The 18502-nt window shown below is 34.6% G+C and carries 17 protein-coding genes and 1 tRNA gene; 15 read left to right on the top strand and 3 right to left on the bottom strand.

All coding sequences use genetic code 11. The annotated features are described in order from the left end of the window. The first annotated feature begins 33 nt into the window (after positions 1 to 33). From SHALO_RS02035 to SHALO_RS02050, 4 genes are read left to right on the top strand one after another with little or no spacing between them, the layout of a single operon-like run. Positions 34 to 1062 carry an aspartate-semialdehyde dehydrogenase gene (locus tag SHALO_RS02035; RefSeq protein WP_069477157.1) on the top strand — a complete coding sequence of 343 codons (1029 nt, stop codon included), beginning with the start codon at positions 34 to 36 and terminating at the stop codon, positions 1060 to 1062. Beyond that, positions 1062 to 1571, top strand: coding sequence for a YqhA family protein (locus SHALO_RS02040; protein ID WP_069477158.1), 510 nt, complete (start codon positions 1062 to 1064; stop codon positions 1569 to 1571). Before SHALO_RS02035 ends, SHALO_RS02040 begins: the two co-directional genes overlap by 1 nt. Further along, positions 1571 to 2593 (top strand): uroporphyrinogen decarboxylase, encoded by a 1023-nt coding sequence (gene hemE, locus SHALO_RS02045; protein ID WP_069477159.1) that lies wholly within the window; start codon positions 1571 to 1573, stop codon positions 2591 to 2593. The genes SHALO_RS02040 and hemE overlap by 1 nt, the downstream gene beginning before the upstream one ends. 53 nt (positions 2594 to 2646) lie before the next feature. Further along, complete coding sequence (locus tag SHALO_RS02050) at positions 2647 to 3558, top strand: radical SAM protein (protein ID WP_069477160.1); 912 nt, start codon at positions 2647 to 2649, stop codon at positions 3556 to 3558. Positions 3559 to 3581: 23 nt separating this feature from the next. On the opposite strand, the gene SHALO_RS02055 is transcribed toward SHALO_RS02050, so the two are convergent. Both SHALO_RS02055 and SHALO_RS02060 read right to left on the bottom strand, forming a co-directional pair. Continuing rightward, on the bottom strand, positions 3582 to 5657 hold the full coding sequence (locus SHALO_RS02055; RefSeq protein WP_069477161.1) for a TRAP transporter permease: 2076 nt from the start codon (positions 5655 to 5657) through the stop codon (positions 3582 to 3584). Positions 5658 to 5729: 72 nt separating this feature from the next. Further along, positions 5730 to 6683, bottom strand: coding sequence for a TAXI family TRAP transporter solute-binding subunit (locus SHALO_RS02060; protein ID WP_069477162.1), 954 nt, complete (start codon positions 6681 to 6683; stop codon positions 5730 to 5732). Between the two features lie 195 nt (positions 6684 to 6878). Here SHALO_RS02060 and SHALO_RS02065 point away from each other — a divergent pair. From SHALO_RS02065 to SHALO_RS02090, 6 genes are all read left to right on the top strand, one after another. Beyond that, positions 6879 to 6953 (top strand) — tRNA-Asn (locus SHALO_RS02065). 173 nt (positions 6954 to 7126) lie between these two features. After that, positions 7127 to 8332, top strand: coding sequence for a tyrosine-type recombinase/integrase (locus SHALO_RS02070; protein ID WP_069477163.1), 1206 nt, complete (start codon positions 7127 to 7129; stop codon positions 8330 to 8332). A gap of 158 nt (positions 8333 to 8490) precedes the next feature. Beyond that, a complete protein-coding gene (locus SHALO_RS02075) occupies positions 8491 to 10764 on the top strand; it encodes a sensor histidine kinase (RefSeq protein ID WP_084010662.1) in 2274 nt (757 codons plus the stop codon). Further along, complete coding sequence (locus tag SHALO_RS02080) at positions 10754 to 11908, top strand: hypothetical protein (protein ID WP_069477164.1); 1155 nt, start codon at positions 10754 to 10756, stop codon at positions 11906 to 11908. The genes SHALO_RS02075 and SHALO_RS02080 overlap by 11 nt, the downstream gene beginning before the upstream one ends. Then, on the top strand, positions 11895 to 12665 hold the full coding sequence (locus SHALO_RS02085) for a hypothetical protein (protein WP_069477165.1): 771 nt from the start codon (positions 11895 to 11897) through the stop codon (positions 12663 to 12665). Before SHALO_RS02080 ends, SHALO_RS02085 begins: the two co-directional genes overlap by 14 nt. Before the next feature lie 17 nt (positions 12666 to 12682). After that, positions 12683 to 14548, top strand: a complete 1866-nt coding sequence (locus SHALO_RS02090; RefSeq protein WP_069477166.1) for an HsdM family class I SAM-dependent methyltransferase — start codon at positions 12683 to 12685, stop codon at positions 14546 to 14548. Positions 14549 to 14792: 244 nt separating this feature from the next. Here SHALO_RS02090 and SHALO_RS02095 read toward each other — a convergent pair whose 3' ends face one another. Next, entirely contained in the window at positions 14793 to 15029 is a 237-nt protein-coding gene (locus tag SHALO_RS02095) for a helix-turn-helix domain-containing protein (protein WP_069479285.1), read from the bottom strand. A gap of 144 nt (positions 15030 to 15173) precedes the next feature. Between SHALO_RS02095 and SHALO_RS02100 the strand changes: the two genes are divergently transcribed. The 5 genes from SHALO_RS02100 to SHALO_RS02115 all read left to right on the top strand — a co-directional run bounded on the left by SHALO_RS02100 (position 15174) and on the right by SHALO_RS02115 (position 18495). Continuing rightward, positions 15174 to 15428, top strand: a complete 255-nt coding sequence (locus SHALO_RS02100) for a hypothetical protein (RefSeq protein ID WP_069477167.1) — start codon at positions 15174 to 15176, stop codon at positions 15426 to 15428. An 11-nt stretch (positions 15429 to 15439) separates the two neighbouring features. Next, positions 15440 to 15751 carry a hypothetical protein gene (locus SHALO_RS02105; protein WP_069477168.1) on the top strand — a complete coding sequence of 104 codons (312 nt, stop codon included), beginning with the start codon at positions 15440 to 15442 and terminating at the stop codon, positions 15749 to 15751. Further along, a complete protein-coding gene (locus SHALO_RS02110; protein WP_069477169.1) occupies positions 15751 to 16686 on the top strand; it encodes a hypothetical protein in 936 nt (311 codons plus the stop codon). The genes SHALO_RS02105 and SHALO_RS02110 overlap by 1 nt, the downstream gene beginning before the upstream one ends. Before the next feature lie 76 nt (positions 16687 to 16762). Next, positions 16763 to 16885: a hypothetical protein gene (locus tag SHALO_RS15590; RefSeq protein ID WP_274532262.1), complete on the top strand. Its 123-nt coding sequence runs from the start codon at positions 16763 to 16765 to the stop codon at positions 16883 to 16885. 1178 nt (positions 16886 to 18063) lie between these two features. Next, positions 18064 to 18495: a hypothetical protein gene (locus tag SHALO_RS02115; protein WP_145923212.1), complete on the top strand. Its 432-nt coding sequence runs from the start codon at positions 18064 to 18066 to the stop codon at positions 18493 to 18495. The last annotated feature ends 7 nt before the right edge of the window (positions 18496 to 18502 follow it).

Genomic DNA, 18502 nt, shown 5'->3' on the forward strand with positions numbered 1-18502 from the left:
AAAAAGTCTCACATAAAAAATAAGGTAAGAGAAATGAAAAAGTACAATGTAGCAATCGTTGGAGCTACGGGTGCGGTTGGCGAAGAGCTGTGTAGAGTTTTAGAAGAGGTTGACTTTCCTGTCAATAATCTCGTTCCCCTTGCAAGCAGCAAAAGTGCAGGTCTTGAAGTTGAATTCAAAGGTAAAACCTATAAAGTGATTGAGCTCACAGAAAAAGCGTTTGAAGAAAATGATGTTGAGATCGCATTTTTTAGCGCTGGTGGGGATATTTCAGCGCATTATGCTCCTTTTGCTGCCGAAGCAGGGGCTGTGGTGATTGACAATACCAGCCATTTTAGAATGGATCCTGATGTTCCTTTGGTTGTACCTGAGTGTAATCCTGATGATATTGACCAATGGCAAAACAGAGGTATTATCGCGAATCCAAACTGTTCCACGATTCAAATGGTACAAGTACTCAAACCATTGGATGATATTTTTAACATCACACGTGTTGATGTCGCAACCTACCAAGCGGTCAGTGGTGCGGGAAAAAGTGGTATGGAAGAACTCGTCAATCAAATGCAAGACTTTTTCGCGTTCAAACTGGATCAATGTGAGCCAAAAACATTCGCACATCAAATTGCACTCAATGTCATTCCTCACATCGATGTATTCATGGACAATGACTACACTAAAGAAGAGATGAAAATGGTCAATGAGACTCAAAAAATCTTGGGTAAAAAAATGGAAATTAGCGCAACGTGTGTACGTGTTCCTGTTATGAGAAGTCACTCTGAAGCAATTACGATTCATTTTGAAAAAGATGTCAATTTAGAAAAAGCCGTTGAAGCACTTAAAAATGCTGAAAATGTTGTGGTTTTGGATAATCCCGCTAAAAAAGAGTACCCAATGCCGATTATCTCAACCGATACGAATGAGACATACGTAGGAAGAATTCGTAAAGATATCAACCGCGATAATGTCCTTCATCTATGGTGTGTTGCCGATCAAATCCGTGTTGGGGCTGCAACGAATGCCGTTAGAATTGCACAAAAATGGATTAAGAAAGAAGAGGCTTAATGTTAGAAAAACTATTTGAGAGAGGGTTGTGGTCAACACGACTGATGACCCTCTCAGCGGTAATCTTTAGTATTGTAGCAGCCTTTGCACTCTTCTTTTTAGCCAGTGCAGATTTGTATCATGCGGCTATTTCAACGTATCAGTATTTTTTTATGGGAATACACCCTGAAAATTTCCATGCAGATCTTGTAGCTGAAATAATTGGTGCCGTTGATCTTTATCTCATTGCGCTTGTTCTTTTGATTTTTGGATTTGGTATTTATGAGTTGTTCATCTCCGACATTGACGTCGCTAAAGATGCCGGTGGTGACAAAGTGCTTTATGTAAGCTCCTTGGATGAGCTTAAAGACAAAATTGCAAAAGTTATTGTTATGGTATTGATTGTTAACTTTTTTCAACGTGTCCTTCACACAGAGTATAAAGGTGCATTAGAAATGCTCTATTTTGCGTTTTCTATTTTAGCACTCTCATTAGGACTCTATTTTTTACATAAAGGTGGAAAACACTGATGATTTTTGTTGATGCGTGTTTTGGTAAAAAAACACCCTATACACCTGTATGGATGATGCGCCAAGCAGGGCGTTATTTGCCTGAGTATATGAAAGTAAGAGCCCAAGCAGGAGACTTTTTACGTTTATGTAAAGACCCTGAAAAAGCCTGTGAAGTCACGCTTCAACCGGTTGATATCTTAGGTGTGGACGCGGCTATTTTATTTAGTGATATTTTAGTTGTACCTCTTGAAATGGGCATGGAACTTCAGTTTTTAAAAGGCGAAGGTCCTGTGTTTTCACACCCAATTACCAATCAAGCAGATTTGGATAAACTCAGCGTTGAAAAAGCGATTGATGGCTTAGAATACGTTTATGAGACGATTAAATTGATTCGTGGAAAACTGGCTGCCGATAAAGCGCTGATTGGTTTTTGTGGTGCTCCTTGGACACTTGCGACCTATATGATCGAAGGGCAAGGCACTAAGACCTACGCTCTTGTGAAAAAAATGATCTATTCTAATCCGCAGTTTATGCACGCCCTTTTGAAAAAAGTGACCGAAGTGCTTAAGGGTTATATGGAGCGCCAGATTCAAAGTGGTGCGAATGTCGTGATGATCTTTGATTCATGGGCAGCAGCGCTCGAAGAGAGTGCGTATTTTGAATTTAGTTGGTCGTATATGAAAGAGATTAGTGCCTATTTAAAATCAAAATATCCGCACGTTCCTGTCATTTTATTCCCAAAAGGCATTAGCGGATACTTGGATAAAATCGATGGTGAATTTGATGTGTTTGGTGTGGATTGGTCAACGCCAATTGAACTAGCCAAAGCAAAATTGGGAGGCAAATATGTCCTTCAAGGCAATATGGAACCCACGCGTCTTTACAGCAAAGAGGCGATTGATGAGGGTATTGAGCATATCGTCAATGTTATGAAAAACGAGAGACATATCTTTAACTTAGGTCATGGCATCTTGCCTGATATTCCTGTCGAGCATGCCAAATACTTCATTAAACAAGTCCAAACTCGCACCAAAATCTAATCATTCTGTGCTAGGAAAATCCTAGCACACTCTTTACATGTAAAGGATTTCCCATCAGTCACATTATCTTTGGACCCATTACCTCAAGGCGTTTTGGGCAATCCCTTGGCATAGACCTTAGCCCATCCTCCAAACAGTGCAATTTTGACTGCCTTTACTGCGAACTTAAAGGGGCAAAAACGGTGAATAAAGTGAGCGATGCACCTTTAGTCAAAGAAGTGCTAGATGCGCTTAATGAGGCATTGGCAAAACATCAAAATTTGGATGTTATTACGCTGACGGCGAATGGTGAGCCGACACTTTATCCTGAACTTGATGCCTTGGTTGATGGTATCGTAAAGATCAAAAAAGAGACTAAACTGCTGATTCTTTCCAATGGCGCAACCATTAAAGATCCTTCCATCCAAGAAATTCTTTCAAAACTAGACATCGTCAAACTTTCTTTAGATTGTGTGAGTCCTAAATGCTTTAAAAAGCTTGATCGCGCGCATCAAGGCATTGAGATTATTCAGATTATCGAAGGCATGAAAAGCTTTAGAAAACGTTATGTGGGCGAATTGGTCATCGAGATTTTAGTCGTTGAAGGCTTAAATGACACCGAGGAAGAGTTTAAAGCTCTAAGCGCCGTTTTGCATGACATCAAACCCGATCGCATCGATGTTAGCACGATTGATCGTCCGCCTGCTTACGAGGTGAAAGGGGTGAGTATTGAGCGGTTGGTAGCGCTTTCAAGCTTTCTGGAAGGCTTACATGTAAACATCGCTTATAAGAAAAATTACATACCGCAAAAGCGTCATTTTAGTCGTGAAGAGATACTCGAACTTCTCAAGCGCAGACCGCAAAGTTTTGAAGATATAGCTCTGTGTTTTGATGCACAAAGCCTTGAAAATCTCAACCGTCTGGTCGAAGAAAAGCGTTTACATGTAAAGAATATTGCAGGGGTGAGTTTTTATAAAGTACTCTAGTGGGCGAAACCGCCCACTATGAATTACGCCAGTGCTAACTGCTGTTTTTTGTATTTAACTCTTTGTCCAAAATAGATAAATCCATATATCACAAGACCAATCGCATAAGAGACGTAGTGACTTGGCAATCCAAGTTTTGCCTCCATAATCTTTGGCAACATCAAGAATGGAATGACAACAATCAAACCGATACGCTCAATCGTATTGATCTTCGTTAAAACAAAACTTTGCGTGGCTGAGGTGAAGGCAAACATACCCAACACTGCGCCACCAAAAATAAGGGCAATTTCAAACGGATTGGTGATCCACTGCCATTTAGACGCGTCGTTTGGATCTTCTGGATCGACACCGCCAATGAGCAGAAGTTCATTATTAAAGAAGAACATAAACGGCAAGATGCCTGTTCGTATATCGTAAATAAACGACTGAATACCCGTAATGATAGGATCACTCTTCGCAATCGCTGCCGAAGCATACGCTGCCATGCCTACAGGAGGCGTGTCATCGGCTAAGATACCAAAGTAGAAAACAAACATGTGTGCTGCAATCGTTGGAATCAAATACCCATTACTTGCTGCCAAATCCATAATAATTGGTGCGGTTAACGCTGCCATAACGATGTAGTTTGCGGTGGTTGGAAGCCCCATACCAAGAACCAATGAGACAAAAGCAGTCAGGAAAAGAACGGCTAAGATGTACCCACCTGAGAGATTATCAATCACTTCTGCTAGAACCAAACCAATACCAGTGAGTGTCACAGAACCCACGATGATACCTGCAACTGCCGTAGCAACGGCAATGGAAACCATATTTCTACCACCCATCACCATACCATTTCCAATGTCAGCAAAACCTTCAAGGATAATGGGGAGCGTTATTTTTTCTTTATTCAAAAATGCTTTAAAAGGTTTTTGAACGACCATGATGATCATCAAAAACATAATGGCACTAAAGGCAGCACTTTGTGCGGATTGTCGTAGCACAATGAGTGTGTAAATCAAGAAAAAGATCGGAATAAGATAGTGAATCCCTCGGATAAAAATAGGCCATGTGCGTCCTAGGACACTGGGGTCTTCACCTTTAAGACCGTGTTTTTTAGCTTCTAAGTGAACGATGTAAAACAGTGCGGCATAACATGTAAAGGCAGGAATAAAGGCTGCAAAAACAATATCCGTATAATCAAGCCCTAAAAATTCTGCCATAATAAACGCAGCAGCACCCATAATTGGAGGCATCAATTGACCATTAACAGAAGCTGCTGTCTCAACGGCTGCGGCTTTGTGTGCGCTAAAACCGAGGCGTTTCATGAGTGGAATCGTAAACGTACCCACGGTGACGGTATTGGCGATGGATGAGCCTGAGATCATACCAAACATACCCGAAGCTGCAACGGCTGCTTTGGCGGGTCCGCCATCGTATTTACCCAAAATAGTATAAGAGACTTTGATGAAGTATTCACCCGCTCCTGCTTTGTCAAGAAGTGAGCCAAAAAGAACAAATAAAAAGACAAAACTTGCACTAACGCCCAGTGGAACACCAAAAATTCCCTCTGTTGTGAGTACCATTTGCCCCATAATTTTATTGATACTCGCACCTTTGTGCGCAATCATATCGGGAAGATAAGGGCCAAAATAGTCGTACAGCAAAAAGACAACCGCCGCAAGCATCAATGGCAGACCCATAACCCTTCGCGATGCTTCAAGGACAACCAAAACCGTTGCAATACCAACGATAATGTCGGTTTGTGTCCAAGCACCTGAACGCATTGCAAGGTCTTTGTAGGCATACCATTGGTATAAAACTGCCGCAACGCCCACGATCATAATGGCAAAATCATACCATGTGATCGTTGATCTTAGTTTTGGGCTTTTACTGATAGCATGCATCGCAAATGCAAGGGCGATACCAAAGGCTAAGTGAATCGCTCTAACATGAGCGCTGTTGCCTGGATCGATGACAATGTAAAGTTGGTATAAAGACCAACAAAAAGCAATGCTTGCTACAAACCAGTATTGCCATGTAGTGCTTTCAAAATCTCTATGACCTTCAAATTCGCTGATGAGTTTCGCATCATCCAGTCGTTCTTCAAGTGTTTTCACGCGTAAACCTTTATGTCAATCTGTAAGGCTTCTTTTTTCAAAAAGCCTTACATGTAAGAATAGTTTGGAGTATTATTTAAGCAGTCCCGCTTCTTTAAATGCTTTAATCGCACCTGGATGTTGTGGCACGCTTAAGCCTTCAAGTAAGCTCTCTTTGGTAATCGTTTTATACGAAGGGTGAAGCTCTTTAAATTTGTCAAAGTTCTCTAAAATCGTTTTGACAACTTGGTAAACCACTTCATCTTTGACTTTGCTACTGGTCACAAGAACCGCTTTAACGCCGATGCTTGGAACATCATTTGGCACACCTTTGTAGTAAGTACCTGAGATAGTGCCTTTGGCATAATAAGGGTATTTTTTAACCAACGCATCAATCGCAGGACCATCGATAGGAACGATGTTGATGTCTACAGAGTTTGACGCATCTTTGATGTTAGCGGTTGGATGACCTGCTACGAAGAAGTAACCATCGATGTGGTTGTCTTGAAGCATCGTTGGACCTTCTGTCGATTTGAGTTCATTGACAAGCGCTAAGTCGGAGCGTTTGATGCCAAGTGCTTCAAAAATAACATCAACCGTCATGTTAGTTCCAGAACCTGGTGAATCTAGGTTAAGCTTTTTACCTTTAAGATCCGCCATCGTTTTGATGCCTGATTTTTGACTGACAACAAGGGCTAGAAGTTCTGGATAAATCGCAATCGCACTACGAAGTTCTGGCACAGCCGCGGCACCTTCAAACTTACCTTCGCCTTTGAACGCTTGGTAAGCAGTGTCACTTTGTGAAATACCAAAATCAAGCTCACCCGCTTTGATCGTATTGACATTGTAAACCGAGCCACCCGTTGACTCTACAGAACATCGGATATTGGTCTCTTTTTTATTTTTGTTCACCATTTGGCAAATAGCACCACCCGTTGGATAGTACGTTCCTGTAACGCCACCCGTACCAATCGTGATGAACTCTGCTGCAAACATAGGAACGCTCAGTGTTCCAGCCAATGCTAAGCCAATAAGTTTCTTATTCATAGGGACTCCTTAAAATTAAATCTTTTTATCCTACAATGTTTCTTCTTACCTTTTCTTGAATAAATCAGCACATTCATGTAAGATTTATGTTATTTTTAAGATTTGTGTGACAAAAAACTTTTTAACCAATTTTATTAAAATACGTCTTGACAATAAAGAATTTTTTAACTATAATTTCGACCTCATTCAAAGTGTTCCGAATTAGCTCAGCGGTAGAGTAGGTGACTGTTAATCACTTGGTCGCTGGTTCGAATCCAGCATTCGGAGCCACTCTTTTTTCTAACAACCTCCCAAAAAGTCTATAAATAGCGGTAAAATCGATAAATAAAAGCATTTATTCATCTAAGTCAATCTAATATAATTTAGTCTCAACTAAGCCTCAAAGTAGTAACATTGGTAGTAATTTTTCATAATTTCTACTCTTTGAAGGATAATTACTACTCATGGCCATAAAACTCCTAAAAGACTTACAAATACGTAATGCCAAGCCTTTAGAGCAAGACTATAGGATGCAAGACGGTGAAGGATTGTATATACTGATTAGGCCAAACGGTAGTAAGCTTTGGCGATATAACTACTCCTTTGAAAATAAAAAGTATGTTTATTCTTTCGGAAAATATCCTGATATTAGTCTTGAAAAAGCAAGAATACTCCATCAAGAAGCAATTAAACTCAAAATTGATGGCATTAATCCTGTAGAACAAAAGAGAAAAGTAAAATTAGAGAAAAAGCAAAAATCAGTTACAACTTTTAAATCGATCGCAGAAGAATGGCTTATTAAAAAAACACGTGAATCATCTGTTGGATATAGTAAAGAGATCAAATCACGAATAGAGCGAAATCTTTATCCTCTTCTTGGAGAACGAGATATTCGCGAAATTAAAAAATCAGATGTTGCGTCAGCTCTGAAAATCATTGATATTAGAAGCCCAGAACTTGCCGGTCGTTGTTTGAATTACACACAAAATATTTTCGAGTACGCAGAAGATCTAGGTATCATAGAATTTAGCGTTATAGCATCCCTGAGTGCCTCAAAATTCCTTACAAAATATGAAAGCACTAACTATGCGCATATTCAAGATGAACAACGGTTAAAAGAGCTTTTAATCGCTATTGATTCTTATAGTGGTGAATATGTTGTTAGGCAACTCTTACGATTATTACCATTAGTCGCTTTGCGACCAAGTGAAGCCAGAGAAGCAAAGTGGAACGAGATTGATTTTGAGAAAAGACTTTGGGTAATTCCAAAAGAGCGCATGAAAATGAGATCTGAGCATATTGTACCGCTATCAGCTCAAGCAGTTAATATTTTACAGGAAACCTATCCTTTTACTAAAAATAGCGAGTATATTTTTCAAAGTCCTCGAAATCGCATGGCTCCATTATCGAATAATTCAATCAATAAAGCATTGCAAATTTTGGGGTTTAAATCTGAGCAAACAGGGCATGGGTTTAGGCATATTTTTAGCACAACGGCACACGAAAAAATAGCTGAGCATGGATTGCATTCATTAGTTATTGAAGCTTGCTTATCGCATAAGGATAAAAATAAAATTCGTAGTACTTACAATAAAGCTCAATATATACCAGAGAGAACTCAGTTAATGCAATGGTATGCTGATTATTTAGATTCTATTAAATCAAAGTAGTATAAATTAAAATTTTAAACCTTATTCTTGAGGCAAAGTGTCAAAAATAACTTTATTATAATCATAGTGATTTATTTGCTATAAATATGGACTCCTTCCAGTATTCATGATTCAGAAATTATGTAAATTTAGCTAATATTATATTCATTAAGGATTCAATGATGCCACAAAAAATACGAGAAGAATTGCAAAAAGTTTTAGAAAATGAGCCTGAAAATTATTCAAAAATTTTGAAATTATCAAATGAACTTTCCAAGTTTGATAGTAATATTAGATTCTCTGTTGATGCAGGCATTATTAATAGACTTGGAAAAGAGCTAGTTGGAAAAAGAGAGACAGCGGTTGCTGAGTTAGTGAAAAATTCTTATGATGCAGATTCAACTGTAGTTAATTTATACTTTATAAATACACTAGAAGTTGGGGGGACTCTAAAAATTGATGATAATGGAATAGGCATGACTAAAGAGGACTTGGTTAATGGATTTATGCGATTATCATCAAGTTACAAAATACACAATCCTATATCAAATAAATATTCTAGAGAAAAAGCTGGAAGAAAAGGAATTGGACGATTTTCAGCTCAAAGGTTAGGGACATTTCTAACAATAGTTACTCAAACAGAAGCAGATGATTTTGCATTGAAAATAGAAATTAATTGGAATAATTTTATATCTGATATAGATTTATCAGTGATTGAACATCGAATAGAAAAGGTAGATAAAGAGAAAAAGCATGGTACAACTTTATATATAAAAAATTTAAGAGAAAGTTGGACAGATACTGTAATTAAACGAGTGTATAGATTTGTTTCTGAATCAGATTTATTACAACCTTTTCCTTTATCCAAAGCTATAAACAATGATTCTATTGACCCAGGATTTAAAGTTTATTGTTTTCGAGAAGATGATGAGTTTGAACAAGAAGAAGTTGCCAATGATAATTTAGTACTTTTTCAACATTCTTTAGCAGAAATAGATGCTTATGTTAATAAAGATGGCTTTGCTTGTTATAGTGTGAAAAGTGACAAGCTAAATTTAGAAGAAAAGAATATTGTCTTAAAAGATAAAACATATTCTGAATTGGATAATGTTAATTTAAAAGCTTATTACTATATCTACAGTTCGGGATATATTCCTAAGATGAGTGAAAAAATAATACTAGATACTGCAAATGAATTCGGTGGTATTAGACTATATAGAAATGGGTTTAGAGTTCTACCTTATGCAGAGAAAGGTAATGATTGGCTTAGATTAGATGCTTCAACTGGAAGGAGAATCATATTGCCAACGCATAGAAACATAAATTACTTTGGCTTTATAGAAATATTCGATGAAAATGGAGAAAATTTTGAAGAACAATCAAATAGAGAGGGATTGATAGAAAATAATGCATTTATTGAACTACAAGACTTTGCATATAAAGTTTTAACTGCATTAGCTATAAAAATAGCTCATATTAGAGGTATGAAAGTTACAACTAGTCAGGAAGAATGGGGAAATAAAAAACCACAAACAAGATTGAGTGATATATTAAAGAAGCTAGAAATAATAGAAAATCAAAATAACTCTGCATCTTTTAATTCTGATAATAGACAAATTACGCATGGTAATATAGAAGATATTAAAAGTGAGATAACTAAAATAATAATTGAGCAAGAAAAAGAAGAAAAAAATCTTATTGATGAATTAAATATGCTCAGAGTTCTAGCAGGATTGGGATTAGTTATTGGTGAATTTGTACATGAAATAAAATTCTTTCAATCATCATTTCATGCAGATATTGATTCATTAATAGATGTGTTAAAAGACAAAGAACTTGAACTAGCAAAAAGTTTAAAAAATAATTTTTTATACCTTGACACATATAGAGCATACTTTGATAGTGCTGTTTCTAAGAATGTTGAAAGGGATTTAAAAGCCATAGAACTAAGAGATGTAGTTAGAGTATTTATAAAAGCTATCAGTCAAGATTACAAAAAAAATGAAATAACATTTGAGAAACCAATTTTTAATGGTTATGATATTTATACATGTGAAATGCACGAATCAGAATGGGCATCTATTTTATTTAATTTTTACAGTAATTCAAAAAAAGCTATAAAAAAAATAGGAGCAAAAGGTAGAATCCTAATTTCTGCAGGAGTTGACAACAATATGGTATATTTAGAATTTTCAGACAATGGAAATGGTATAGATATGAAGAATAGAGAGAAAGTTTTTAATGCATTCTTTACTACTAATGAACCGAGTGGTAGTAATGCTAATGAGCATGAGGAAATGTCAGGAACGGGACTAGGTTTAAAAATCACAAAAGATATAATTGATAGTTATGATGGAAAAATTTATGTTAAAACACCGATAGCTGGGTATTCAACGACAATAAGAATTGAATTGCCAAAAGCAACAGTAAAGGAAATAGCAGATGTCGAATAAGTATATATTTATTGATGATCAACCAGAAAGTAATTTGGATCCAATTACGAATCGACTATCCTCCTTTGGCAATGTAGCAGTTATACCAGTATCAATCAAACCATTTAATGAAATGATTAACTATATAAATAGTAATATCGATGATATAGATGGGATTATTCTTGATTTAAGACTCGATGAAGTTCCTATCTCTGGTACTCAATCTATAGCTCAGTACAAGGCACCAGCAATTGCACAAGAACTCAGAACTCTAACTGCAGAAAGTGATCCAACTAAAAGGCACTTAAAAGATATGCCAATTGTTTTATGTTCTACAGATGAAAACATTAAAGCAATATATAAAGACGAGAATGCAAGTCATAATTTATTTGATATAAGATTTTTAAAAGGAGATACTGATAATTTTGAATTAGTATCTAAACAGTTATTGTGCCTAATAGAGGGCTATAAATCTATTGCACAAAATCAAAATAATATTTCGATGATATTATCTATAGATGAATCATATTTAGATAAAAATTTGATAAGTAAATTTAAAGACCAAACTAGAATATTAACACACAACATAGCACAAATAATTTTAAAAGATTTAATTTTTTCTACAGGGCTACTAATTGATAAAAGTATGTTGATTGCTAAATTAGGGTTAGATTCGAATACTTCAGAAGATCTAGAGGCTTTGATAAATGATAAATTTCAAGAAGCTAAGTATCAAGGCGTATTCTCTCCAGGGTGGGACAGATGGTGGTTACCTAAAATCATCGAGATATTTAAAGCAATTACAGGTGTTTCATTAGTTCAAGTTGATGCAAAGATAAGAATTGAAAAGTTAATTGAAAAAACTGAATATAAAAAATTACAAGTTGCGTCACTCATAGATAGCAATTTTAGTAATAGGTTTTGGACATATTGTCAAGGATATAAAGCAGAAACAGGTGAAATCAAACCATTAGATCCATTAGAAGGTTTTAAAATAGTAAAAAGTAGGGAACATCTATCTTGGCATGAATATGAATATATTTCCTTTTATGCATTAAGGGAAAGATTTGGACGAACAAAGGGTATTCAACTTCATTGGTCTGAAAAAGAACGTTATCGTCTGAAGAAGGAAGCTTTAGAGAGTGTAGAAAATGGAAGCAACTAAACAAGCACAAGTATTAAGAAATACTATAGCGAATGATATTTTAACATTTATAGGAATCCTAGAAAATGATTTAGATTCTATCGTATCCGCTAAAAATATATGTGATATTTTAGAGGATAACCATAATATTCCAGTGTATGGAATGACTCCGGCAAATAACACTTTTTGGGGATATGATACTTTCATTAGATTACCAATATCTACTATAGGTGGCCTTAAGCCAATCTCAACACAACCATCATTTATGGAGTTCAGTATTAAACTTATTGCTGATTCCAATAAATTTAAACACCAATACTTTGACCCATTTGAATATTTGGAGTTTAATATTTTAACTATTGGCTATTCATCAGATGGTACTGAGATGGTTCATTCTTTACACTTAGATAGACATCCAGATAATAGTCATTCAGTTGACCCACATCCTAAATATCATTTTCAATTTGGTGGAAGAAAATTAGAAGAGAAGATAACAAATTATGGTCAAGGAATGTTTTTCGATACGCCAAGAATGATGCATCACCCAATGGATTTTATACTTGGAATGGATTTTATATTATCAAATTATTATTCTGATATTTGGAATAATGTTAAAGAGAATAATCATGAATATAATAGTTTAGTAGGTAAGTATCAAGATATTGTAATGAAGCCTTATTTCTATTCAATTGCAGATCATTGGAACATTAGAACACCTTTTAATAAACGAGCGTGGAATACCCAAGATATATGTCCTCAAGTTGTTGTTAGACCATGATTATAGTTGACAAATAAATGAACAAAAGCATATTAGATTTTTTAAATAATATTACTGCTACAAATACAGTCAATAAACTGATAGTTTCAGCATTTTTAATACATAAACAAATAGACAAAATCAAGAATATAAAAATTAAAAATTTAATGTTTAAGGATACGGATAAAGACTATATCTTATTTAAAGAATTCGAAGCAATTTTAGAACAAGAAAAGCAAAATCTTTGTTTTGAAGAGTTATTAGAGCTTTTTGAATTTGTAATTTCTCCATCCGATAAACTCATTAATGGTGCAATATATACACCAAAAAATATACGAGAATACATAACTATTCAAGCATTTAATGAATTGTCTCACAAGACCATAGATATAATTAAAGTAGCTGATATAGCTTGTGGTTGTGGGGGATTTTTAATTGAGGCTAGTCTTGAAATTAAACAAAGAACCAATAAATCTTTTAAAAAGATTTTTCAAGAAAATATCTTTGGTCTTGATATTCAAAAATATAGTATAGAAAGAACAGAAATATTGCTTTTACTGTTGGCTATTACTCAATGTGAAGATGAAAAAGAATTTCACTTTAATTTATACACAGCAAATTCACTAGAGTTTGAATGGTTGCAAGAAGATGAACAAATTAAAAAGAATAATGGCTTTGATTTAATATTGGGTAACCCTCCTTATGTTTGTTCAAGAAATATGGACGATAACACAAAAGAGCTTATGCAAAAGTGGAGCACATGTAAAACAGGTCATCCTGATTTATATATTCCTTTTTTTCAAATTGGGTATGAACTATTAACAGAAGATGGTATCTTGGGATTTATAACTGTGAACACATTTATGCATAGTGTAAATGGTAGGGCTATACGAGAATATTTTAGTGATAAGAAAGCACTCTTAAAAATAATAGATTTTAAAGATGAACAAATATTTAAGTCTAGAATGACATATACATGTATATGCTTTTTAGAAAAAAAAGAATCAAAATACATATATTATTCAAGTACTAAAGAAATAGATTTGCAAGATGTATCAAAGATAGAATTTAATCAAGATAGTTATGAAAATTTGGATACTCAAAAAGGTTGGAGTTTGAAAAATAGTGGCTTAGTAACTAAGCTAGAATCTATTGGCAAACCATTTGGAAAAATATACAATACAAAAAGTGGCATAGCTACATTAAAAAATCATGTATATATTTTCAAATCAAGTAAAGAAGATGAAAAGTATTTTTATATGCAAGATGGCACAGCAATAGAAAAAGAAGTATGTAAAGAAGTTATCAATTCAAACCAGCTAAATACATATGATGATCTTAGAAATTTAAAGGAAAAGATTATTTTTCCATATATGTATGATAAGAATGATCAAGCTCATATAATTGAGGAAGACATTTTTTCAAAGAAATTTCCAAAAACTTATGCATATTTACTTACAAAGCGTGATTTATTAGCGACGAGAGATAAAGGAAATGGAAAATATCCAGTTTGGTACGCATTTGGCAGAACTCAATCATTAGAAAAAGTAAAGTATAAATTGTTTTTTCCGCAGCTTGTTAAACAAGGTTTTAACGCAGTTTTAAATAATGATGAAAACTTGTATTTTTATAATGGAATGGCTGCTTATGCAGAAAATATAAAAAGTTTACAGATATTACAAAAGCTTTTAGTATCAAGTGTTGTATGGATTTATATAGAAAATAAAAGCAAACATTACGCATCAGGATATTTTGGATTAGGCAAAAATTATTTAAAAGATTTTGGGATATTTGATTTTAATGATATAGATATTGACTTTTTATTAAGCACAAAAAATATTGAGCTTCTTGATGCATTTATTACATCAAAGTATAAAACAATTGAAAATAATATCAATGACTAATAATTTTATGGAACTTATCTATTGAAAGATTTCAAAATTATGTTAGTAAAGACTAAACGAAAGTAAAGTTTAGTGATATTAGTATTTGATTACATCAATTAAACAATTTCTACTATAACTATGTAAAAAAATATTAGTTTCCTTATTGATTTGCAGCATTGCTCAATCTAGTCTAACATAGTAATAATCCATTATTCCAGTGAACTTTGTACTTTGTCTGCTCTAAATACTTCTAGGATAAAACTTATTTTGAATTTTCAATAGAAGGGATCAAATCTCTCACTTCCAAACCAAATTCATACGCAATCCTATAAAGGTGCTCAAGATTATAACTGACATCATGTTTACGGGTTTCTATCTTAGCTACATAATTGGGTGACTTATGACCAAGGATTTGTGCTAATGCTAATTGGCTGATACCTCTTTTTGTTCTTTCAGCCTTTACATTTTCAACAATTTGATCCATAAATTGCTCAATCATTTTTTCCACAAAAACGCCCTTTGCTAAACACCTATAAGTTGTTAGAATAGTAGTGCTTCACATGGAAAACAACAAACACTTATAAGTGTTTAATAAGCTCTTTTTCGGTATCCTTTATCTATAAATTAGTCATAAGGAACGCCAATGAGAAAGGTTCTTTTAGCATTGATCATGGTGGTTAGTTGTGTCTTTGCAAGCGAAGGGCAAAAAGCAGTCACAACGTGTCGTTTTGATGCCAAACAGATTGGTGCGTTTGCAGATAGTCCAATGACCTGTTCGGGTGATTTTAAGAAATCATCAACTACACAAGAGCTTTACGCTGATGGATGGCGATTGATAAACTCTTATACTCATAGCGGCAATGTGTACCTAGTGTTTGAAAAAAACAAAAGTCTGTAAAGGAGACTAAGATGCTTTCCATGATTCGTGATTATCTCATTATGGTCTTGGCTAAAATCATTGTTGGGGCTTTCTTTGGTGGTTTAGTCCTATTTGGATTTTTCATACTCTATTGGATCTTTCGTGATTATGCAACAGCCGTTACTACCATTAAAGCCACATTGATATGTGATGCTGCAAAGTTTTTTTCATTATTGCTTCTTGTTGGATGCTTCTTTCATACAGCAGAGTATAAAAGCACTCCTAAAAAGTCAGAATTTAATACGTGTAAATACCTTGATAGAGTCTTTTTTGAACACGATACCGGTAGCAAGATGTACTGATGAAGCAGATTCACTTTATTTTATCTTCACTAGCGGCATCGTTCATGCTTGGTGGTTGTGCTACAACAACATCTCAACCTAATCCTTCCCCCTTGCAACAAGCAACTTCTTTAAAAGAGTACATTGCCCTCAAACGAGGCGGTGAGACAATTAACTACAATGTGATTGCAGAAAGAGAGTATCAATCAATGATTGAGTACCGAACCTATGATGAAGCGATGAATGTTGCAGATGCTCGTGACATTATGGATGTCCTTGATGATGCTAAAGGCTATTGTGAGAGCATCAAAGGAAAAAGTGTTTATGGTGATAAAGCAATTCAAGCTTTAAATGCACGTCCAACTTTGCTTAGTCTTGATTACGTGAGTTATAAAAGCGCCATGAGAGAACAAGGTTTAGGAAAATACGAAGGATTTTACCAATGTCTCTCTTCCTATGATGGTTTTTCCATCGTTTCCATGAAAGATAACGTTGAGTTACGTCAAAGTTCCATTCTTGGCAATAAACGAGATCTAAAAGAGACCTATTCACGTTTTTATCTGATTCAACACGATAAAGCACAAAGCCTTGGCTTAAAAACATGGCTAAAAGGCTTAAAATACGCTCAAATTTCAACAAAGTATGCTTCGTTTGAGGATTTACTCGACTTGGAGAAAAATAGCTCTATTTTTCCTTGGAGATACGAACGTATTATCGGAGCTCAAAAGTATTGCACCTATCATGGCGGTGAACTCTTTGTTTCGAATGCCTTAACACAGTTTAAGCCTGTCACAATGGATGAATATCTCTTTATGCGTTTAGAGACTATGAATACAACAACTATCAATGTCTTCATGAATCAAGAGACGGTTACATGTAAAAATAAAACTACTCCAGCACAGAGCTTTACGTTGATACATACCGATAAACAACTAGAATACAAAAAAGGGGAATAAGACATTTCCCCTTTGGTGATTTAGAACAATTTGTTCTATAATTTCTAATACAGATCAAACCTAAAAGGATTAACGGATGACATGGTTTAATATCATATTTGGCACATTATCTTTCATTGTAGCTACTCTAGCAATTGCCAAGCTTCGTTATGAACTTGGTTATTCTAAATACAGCCCTCAATACAAAGAGCATCAATAATCTCAAAATTAGCACTCCAGAAGAGGTACATAAAAACCTCTTTGAAAAATTTTCGTACATCACTATTCACTATCGTTCATATATAAGCTATTTTTGTAACAAAAAATAGAATTTTTCATATTATTTTTCTACCTCTGTAAGAGGTATAGGCTATTTTCGTAACAAAACTTTTTTTATCATAACACACTATATATATGCCATTTTTGTAACAAAATATACATAGAAGATTTCAAACATTTCAGTTAATTTTTTATGGGTTGATTTTGAAGTTTTTATACATCACTATTCACTGTCGTTCATAATATAGGCATAACTCTGTGCGTGTATCGATGACTTAGTTTTAATATATTATATATGGTCAGTTAAAAAAATGGAGTCTCGATCTATACAAAAAAAGATATTCGTAGTGAAATACTCTTAATTATTCATTTTGAACGGAGTAACTTTTCAACACCTGACTCTCCCTAAAATCAAATTTCTTATAAAAAATAATACTTTTCATTATAAAGTTTAAGGATATAATGACTAAAATGTGATTTTATAAGACAATCAGATGTATTTGTGTAACTCAACCGTAGGGGGCTACTTGAGCTGTATAAATCTTTGAATGGTAAAAGACGCATTGGGCAAACGCACTTAACCTAAACATCTTTACTTCTCAAAACTATACTCCTTTCATATTTATCCCTCTTTAAACAAATCCATATAAGCTATGTCTATTTTACATAGTGTTTTATACACATACTTTTTTCACGACTAATGACTTTTACATGTAAAGATGTCCGTGGGGCATACACATTTACAACTGCCTTCAAAATCAAAGGTAACATGATAAGGAATTAAGATGTTTCAGAATCTTATTTATGGTATTTCGCCTTATATTACTTCACGACTACACTTAGATAGTCAGTCACCTTATGCTGCATATAGTACTCAATCTAAAATCAAAAATACAAATACGCAAAAAAAGCATATAACTCTCACTGCTTGCCAAGACCCTCCTTCATAATTTCATTTTTCGTGACGTGAACTGTGATGTGTATTTAGTAGGGTGACTATTATCGCTCGAAAATTTCTTTACATGTAAAGATTCAAAATATATCAAGGGGAGAACTAAGTGCGGAAAGGAATACGAAGGTGGCTTAGGTTAAATGAGCAAGAAAAACGAGGAGGGTAGAGTGAAACATCTTAAATCAAAACAAATCAATAAAAGTAAGTTGGGTATTTTACAAATACTTTGGAAATCTTCTTTGATTATTGGGCTTAGTGCATGTTCAAGTCCAGCTAATAAAGAAGACACCGCCATTACAAAAGGAGAAAAAATAATGCTGAATGAGCTTTATGAAGTAAAGACCATTTCTGGTCAAGCAGTCATGACTGAAAAAATTGTTCTGAAGTATTTTTTTATCGGTATGCACAAGCAAGATGTATTGGCAAGACTCCGAGATATGGGGCTTAAATATGCTGAAGAGGGAAAAGAAGACGCAATCACTGTTCTTCATCAGAGTAAACCAGCTTATACACCAGGTTCAAAAACGCTTGAAATAGAATTTTATTTTAATAATGACGAATTGATGCGAATATTTTCACGCGTATACAATACTATTTAAAATTACA

It is taken from the genome of Sulfurospirillum halorespirans DSM 13726, from assembly GCF_001723605.1.
Classification (GTDB): domain Bacteria; phylum Campylobacterota; class Campylobacteria; order Campylobacterales; family Sulfurospirillaceae; genus Sulfurospirillum; species Sulfurospirillum halorespirans.

Excerpts from the sequence above, each read along its gene's own strand:
- SHALO_RS02075 (WP_084010662.1), top strand. The coding sequence starts at position 8,491 with ATGATGCCACAAAAAATACGAGAAGAATTGCAAAAAGTTTTAGAAAAT.
- SHALO_RS02090 (WP_069477166.1), top strand. The coding sequence starts at position 12,683 with ATGAACAAAAGCATATTAGATTTTTTAAATAATATTACTGCTACAAAT.
- SHALO_RS02070 (WP_069477163.1), top strand. The coding sequence starts at position 7,127 with ATGGCCATAAAACTCCTAAAAGACTTACAAATACGTAATGCCAAGCCT.
- SHALO_RS02035 (WP_069477157.1), top strand. The coding sequence starts at position 34 with ATGAAAAAGTACAATGTAGCAATCGTTGGAGCTACGGGTGCGGTTGGC.
- hemE (WP_069477159.1), top strand. The coding sequence starts at position 1,571 with ATGATTTTTGTTGATGCGTGTTTTGGTAAAAAAACACCCTATACACCT.
- SHALO_RS02110 (WP_069477169.1), top strand. The coding sequence starts at position 15,751 with ATGAAGCAGATTCACTTTATTTTATCTTCACTAGCGGCATCGTTCATG.
- SHALO_RS02095 (WP_069479285.1), bottom strand. The coding sequence starts at position 15,029 with ATGATTGAGCAATTTATGGATCAAATTGTTGAAAATGTAAAGGCTGAA.
- SHALO_RS02100 (WP_069477167.1), top strand. The coding sequence starts at position 15,174 with ATGAGAAAGGTTCTTTTAGCATTGATCATGGTGGTTAGTTGTGTCTTT.
- SHALO_RS02105 (WP_069477168.1), top strand. The coding sequence starts at position 15,440 with ATGCTTTCCATGATTCGTGATTATCTCATTATGGTCTTGGCTAAAATC.
- SHALO_RS02040 (WP_069477158.1), top strand. The coding sequence starts at position 1,062 with ATGTTAGAAAAACTATTTGAGAGAGGGTTGTGGTCAACACGACTGATG.
- SHALO_RS15590 (WP_274532262.1), top strand. The coding sequence starts at position 16,763 with ATGACATGGTTTAATATCATATTTGGCACATTATCTTTCATTGTAGCT.
- SHALO_RS02085 (WP_069477165.1), top strand. The coding sequence starts at position 11,895 with ATGGAAGCAACTAAACAAGCACAAGTATTAAGAAATACTATAGCGAAT.
- SHALO_RS02060 (WP_069477162.1), bottom strand. The coding sequence starts at position 6,683 with ATGAATAAGAAACTTATTGGCTTAGCATTGGCTGGAACACTGAGCGTT.
- SHALO_RS02080 (WP_069477164.1), top strand. The coding sequence starts at position 10,754 with ATGTCGAATAAGTATATATTTATTGATGATCAACCAGAAAGTAATTTG.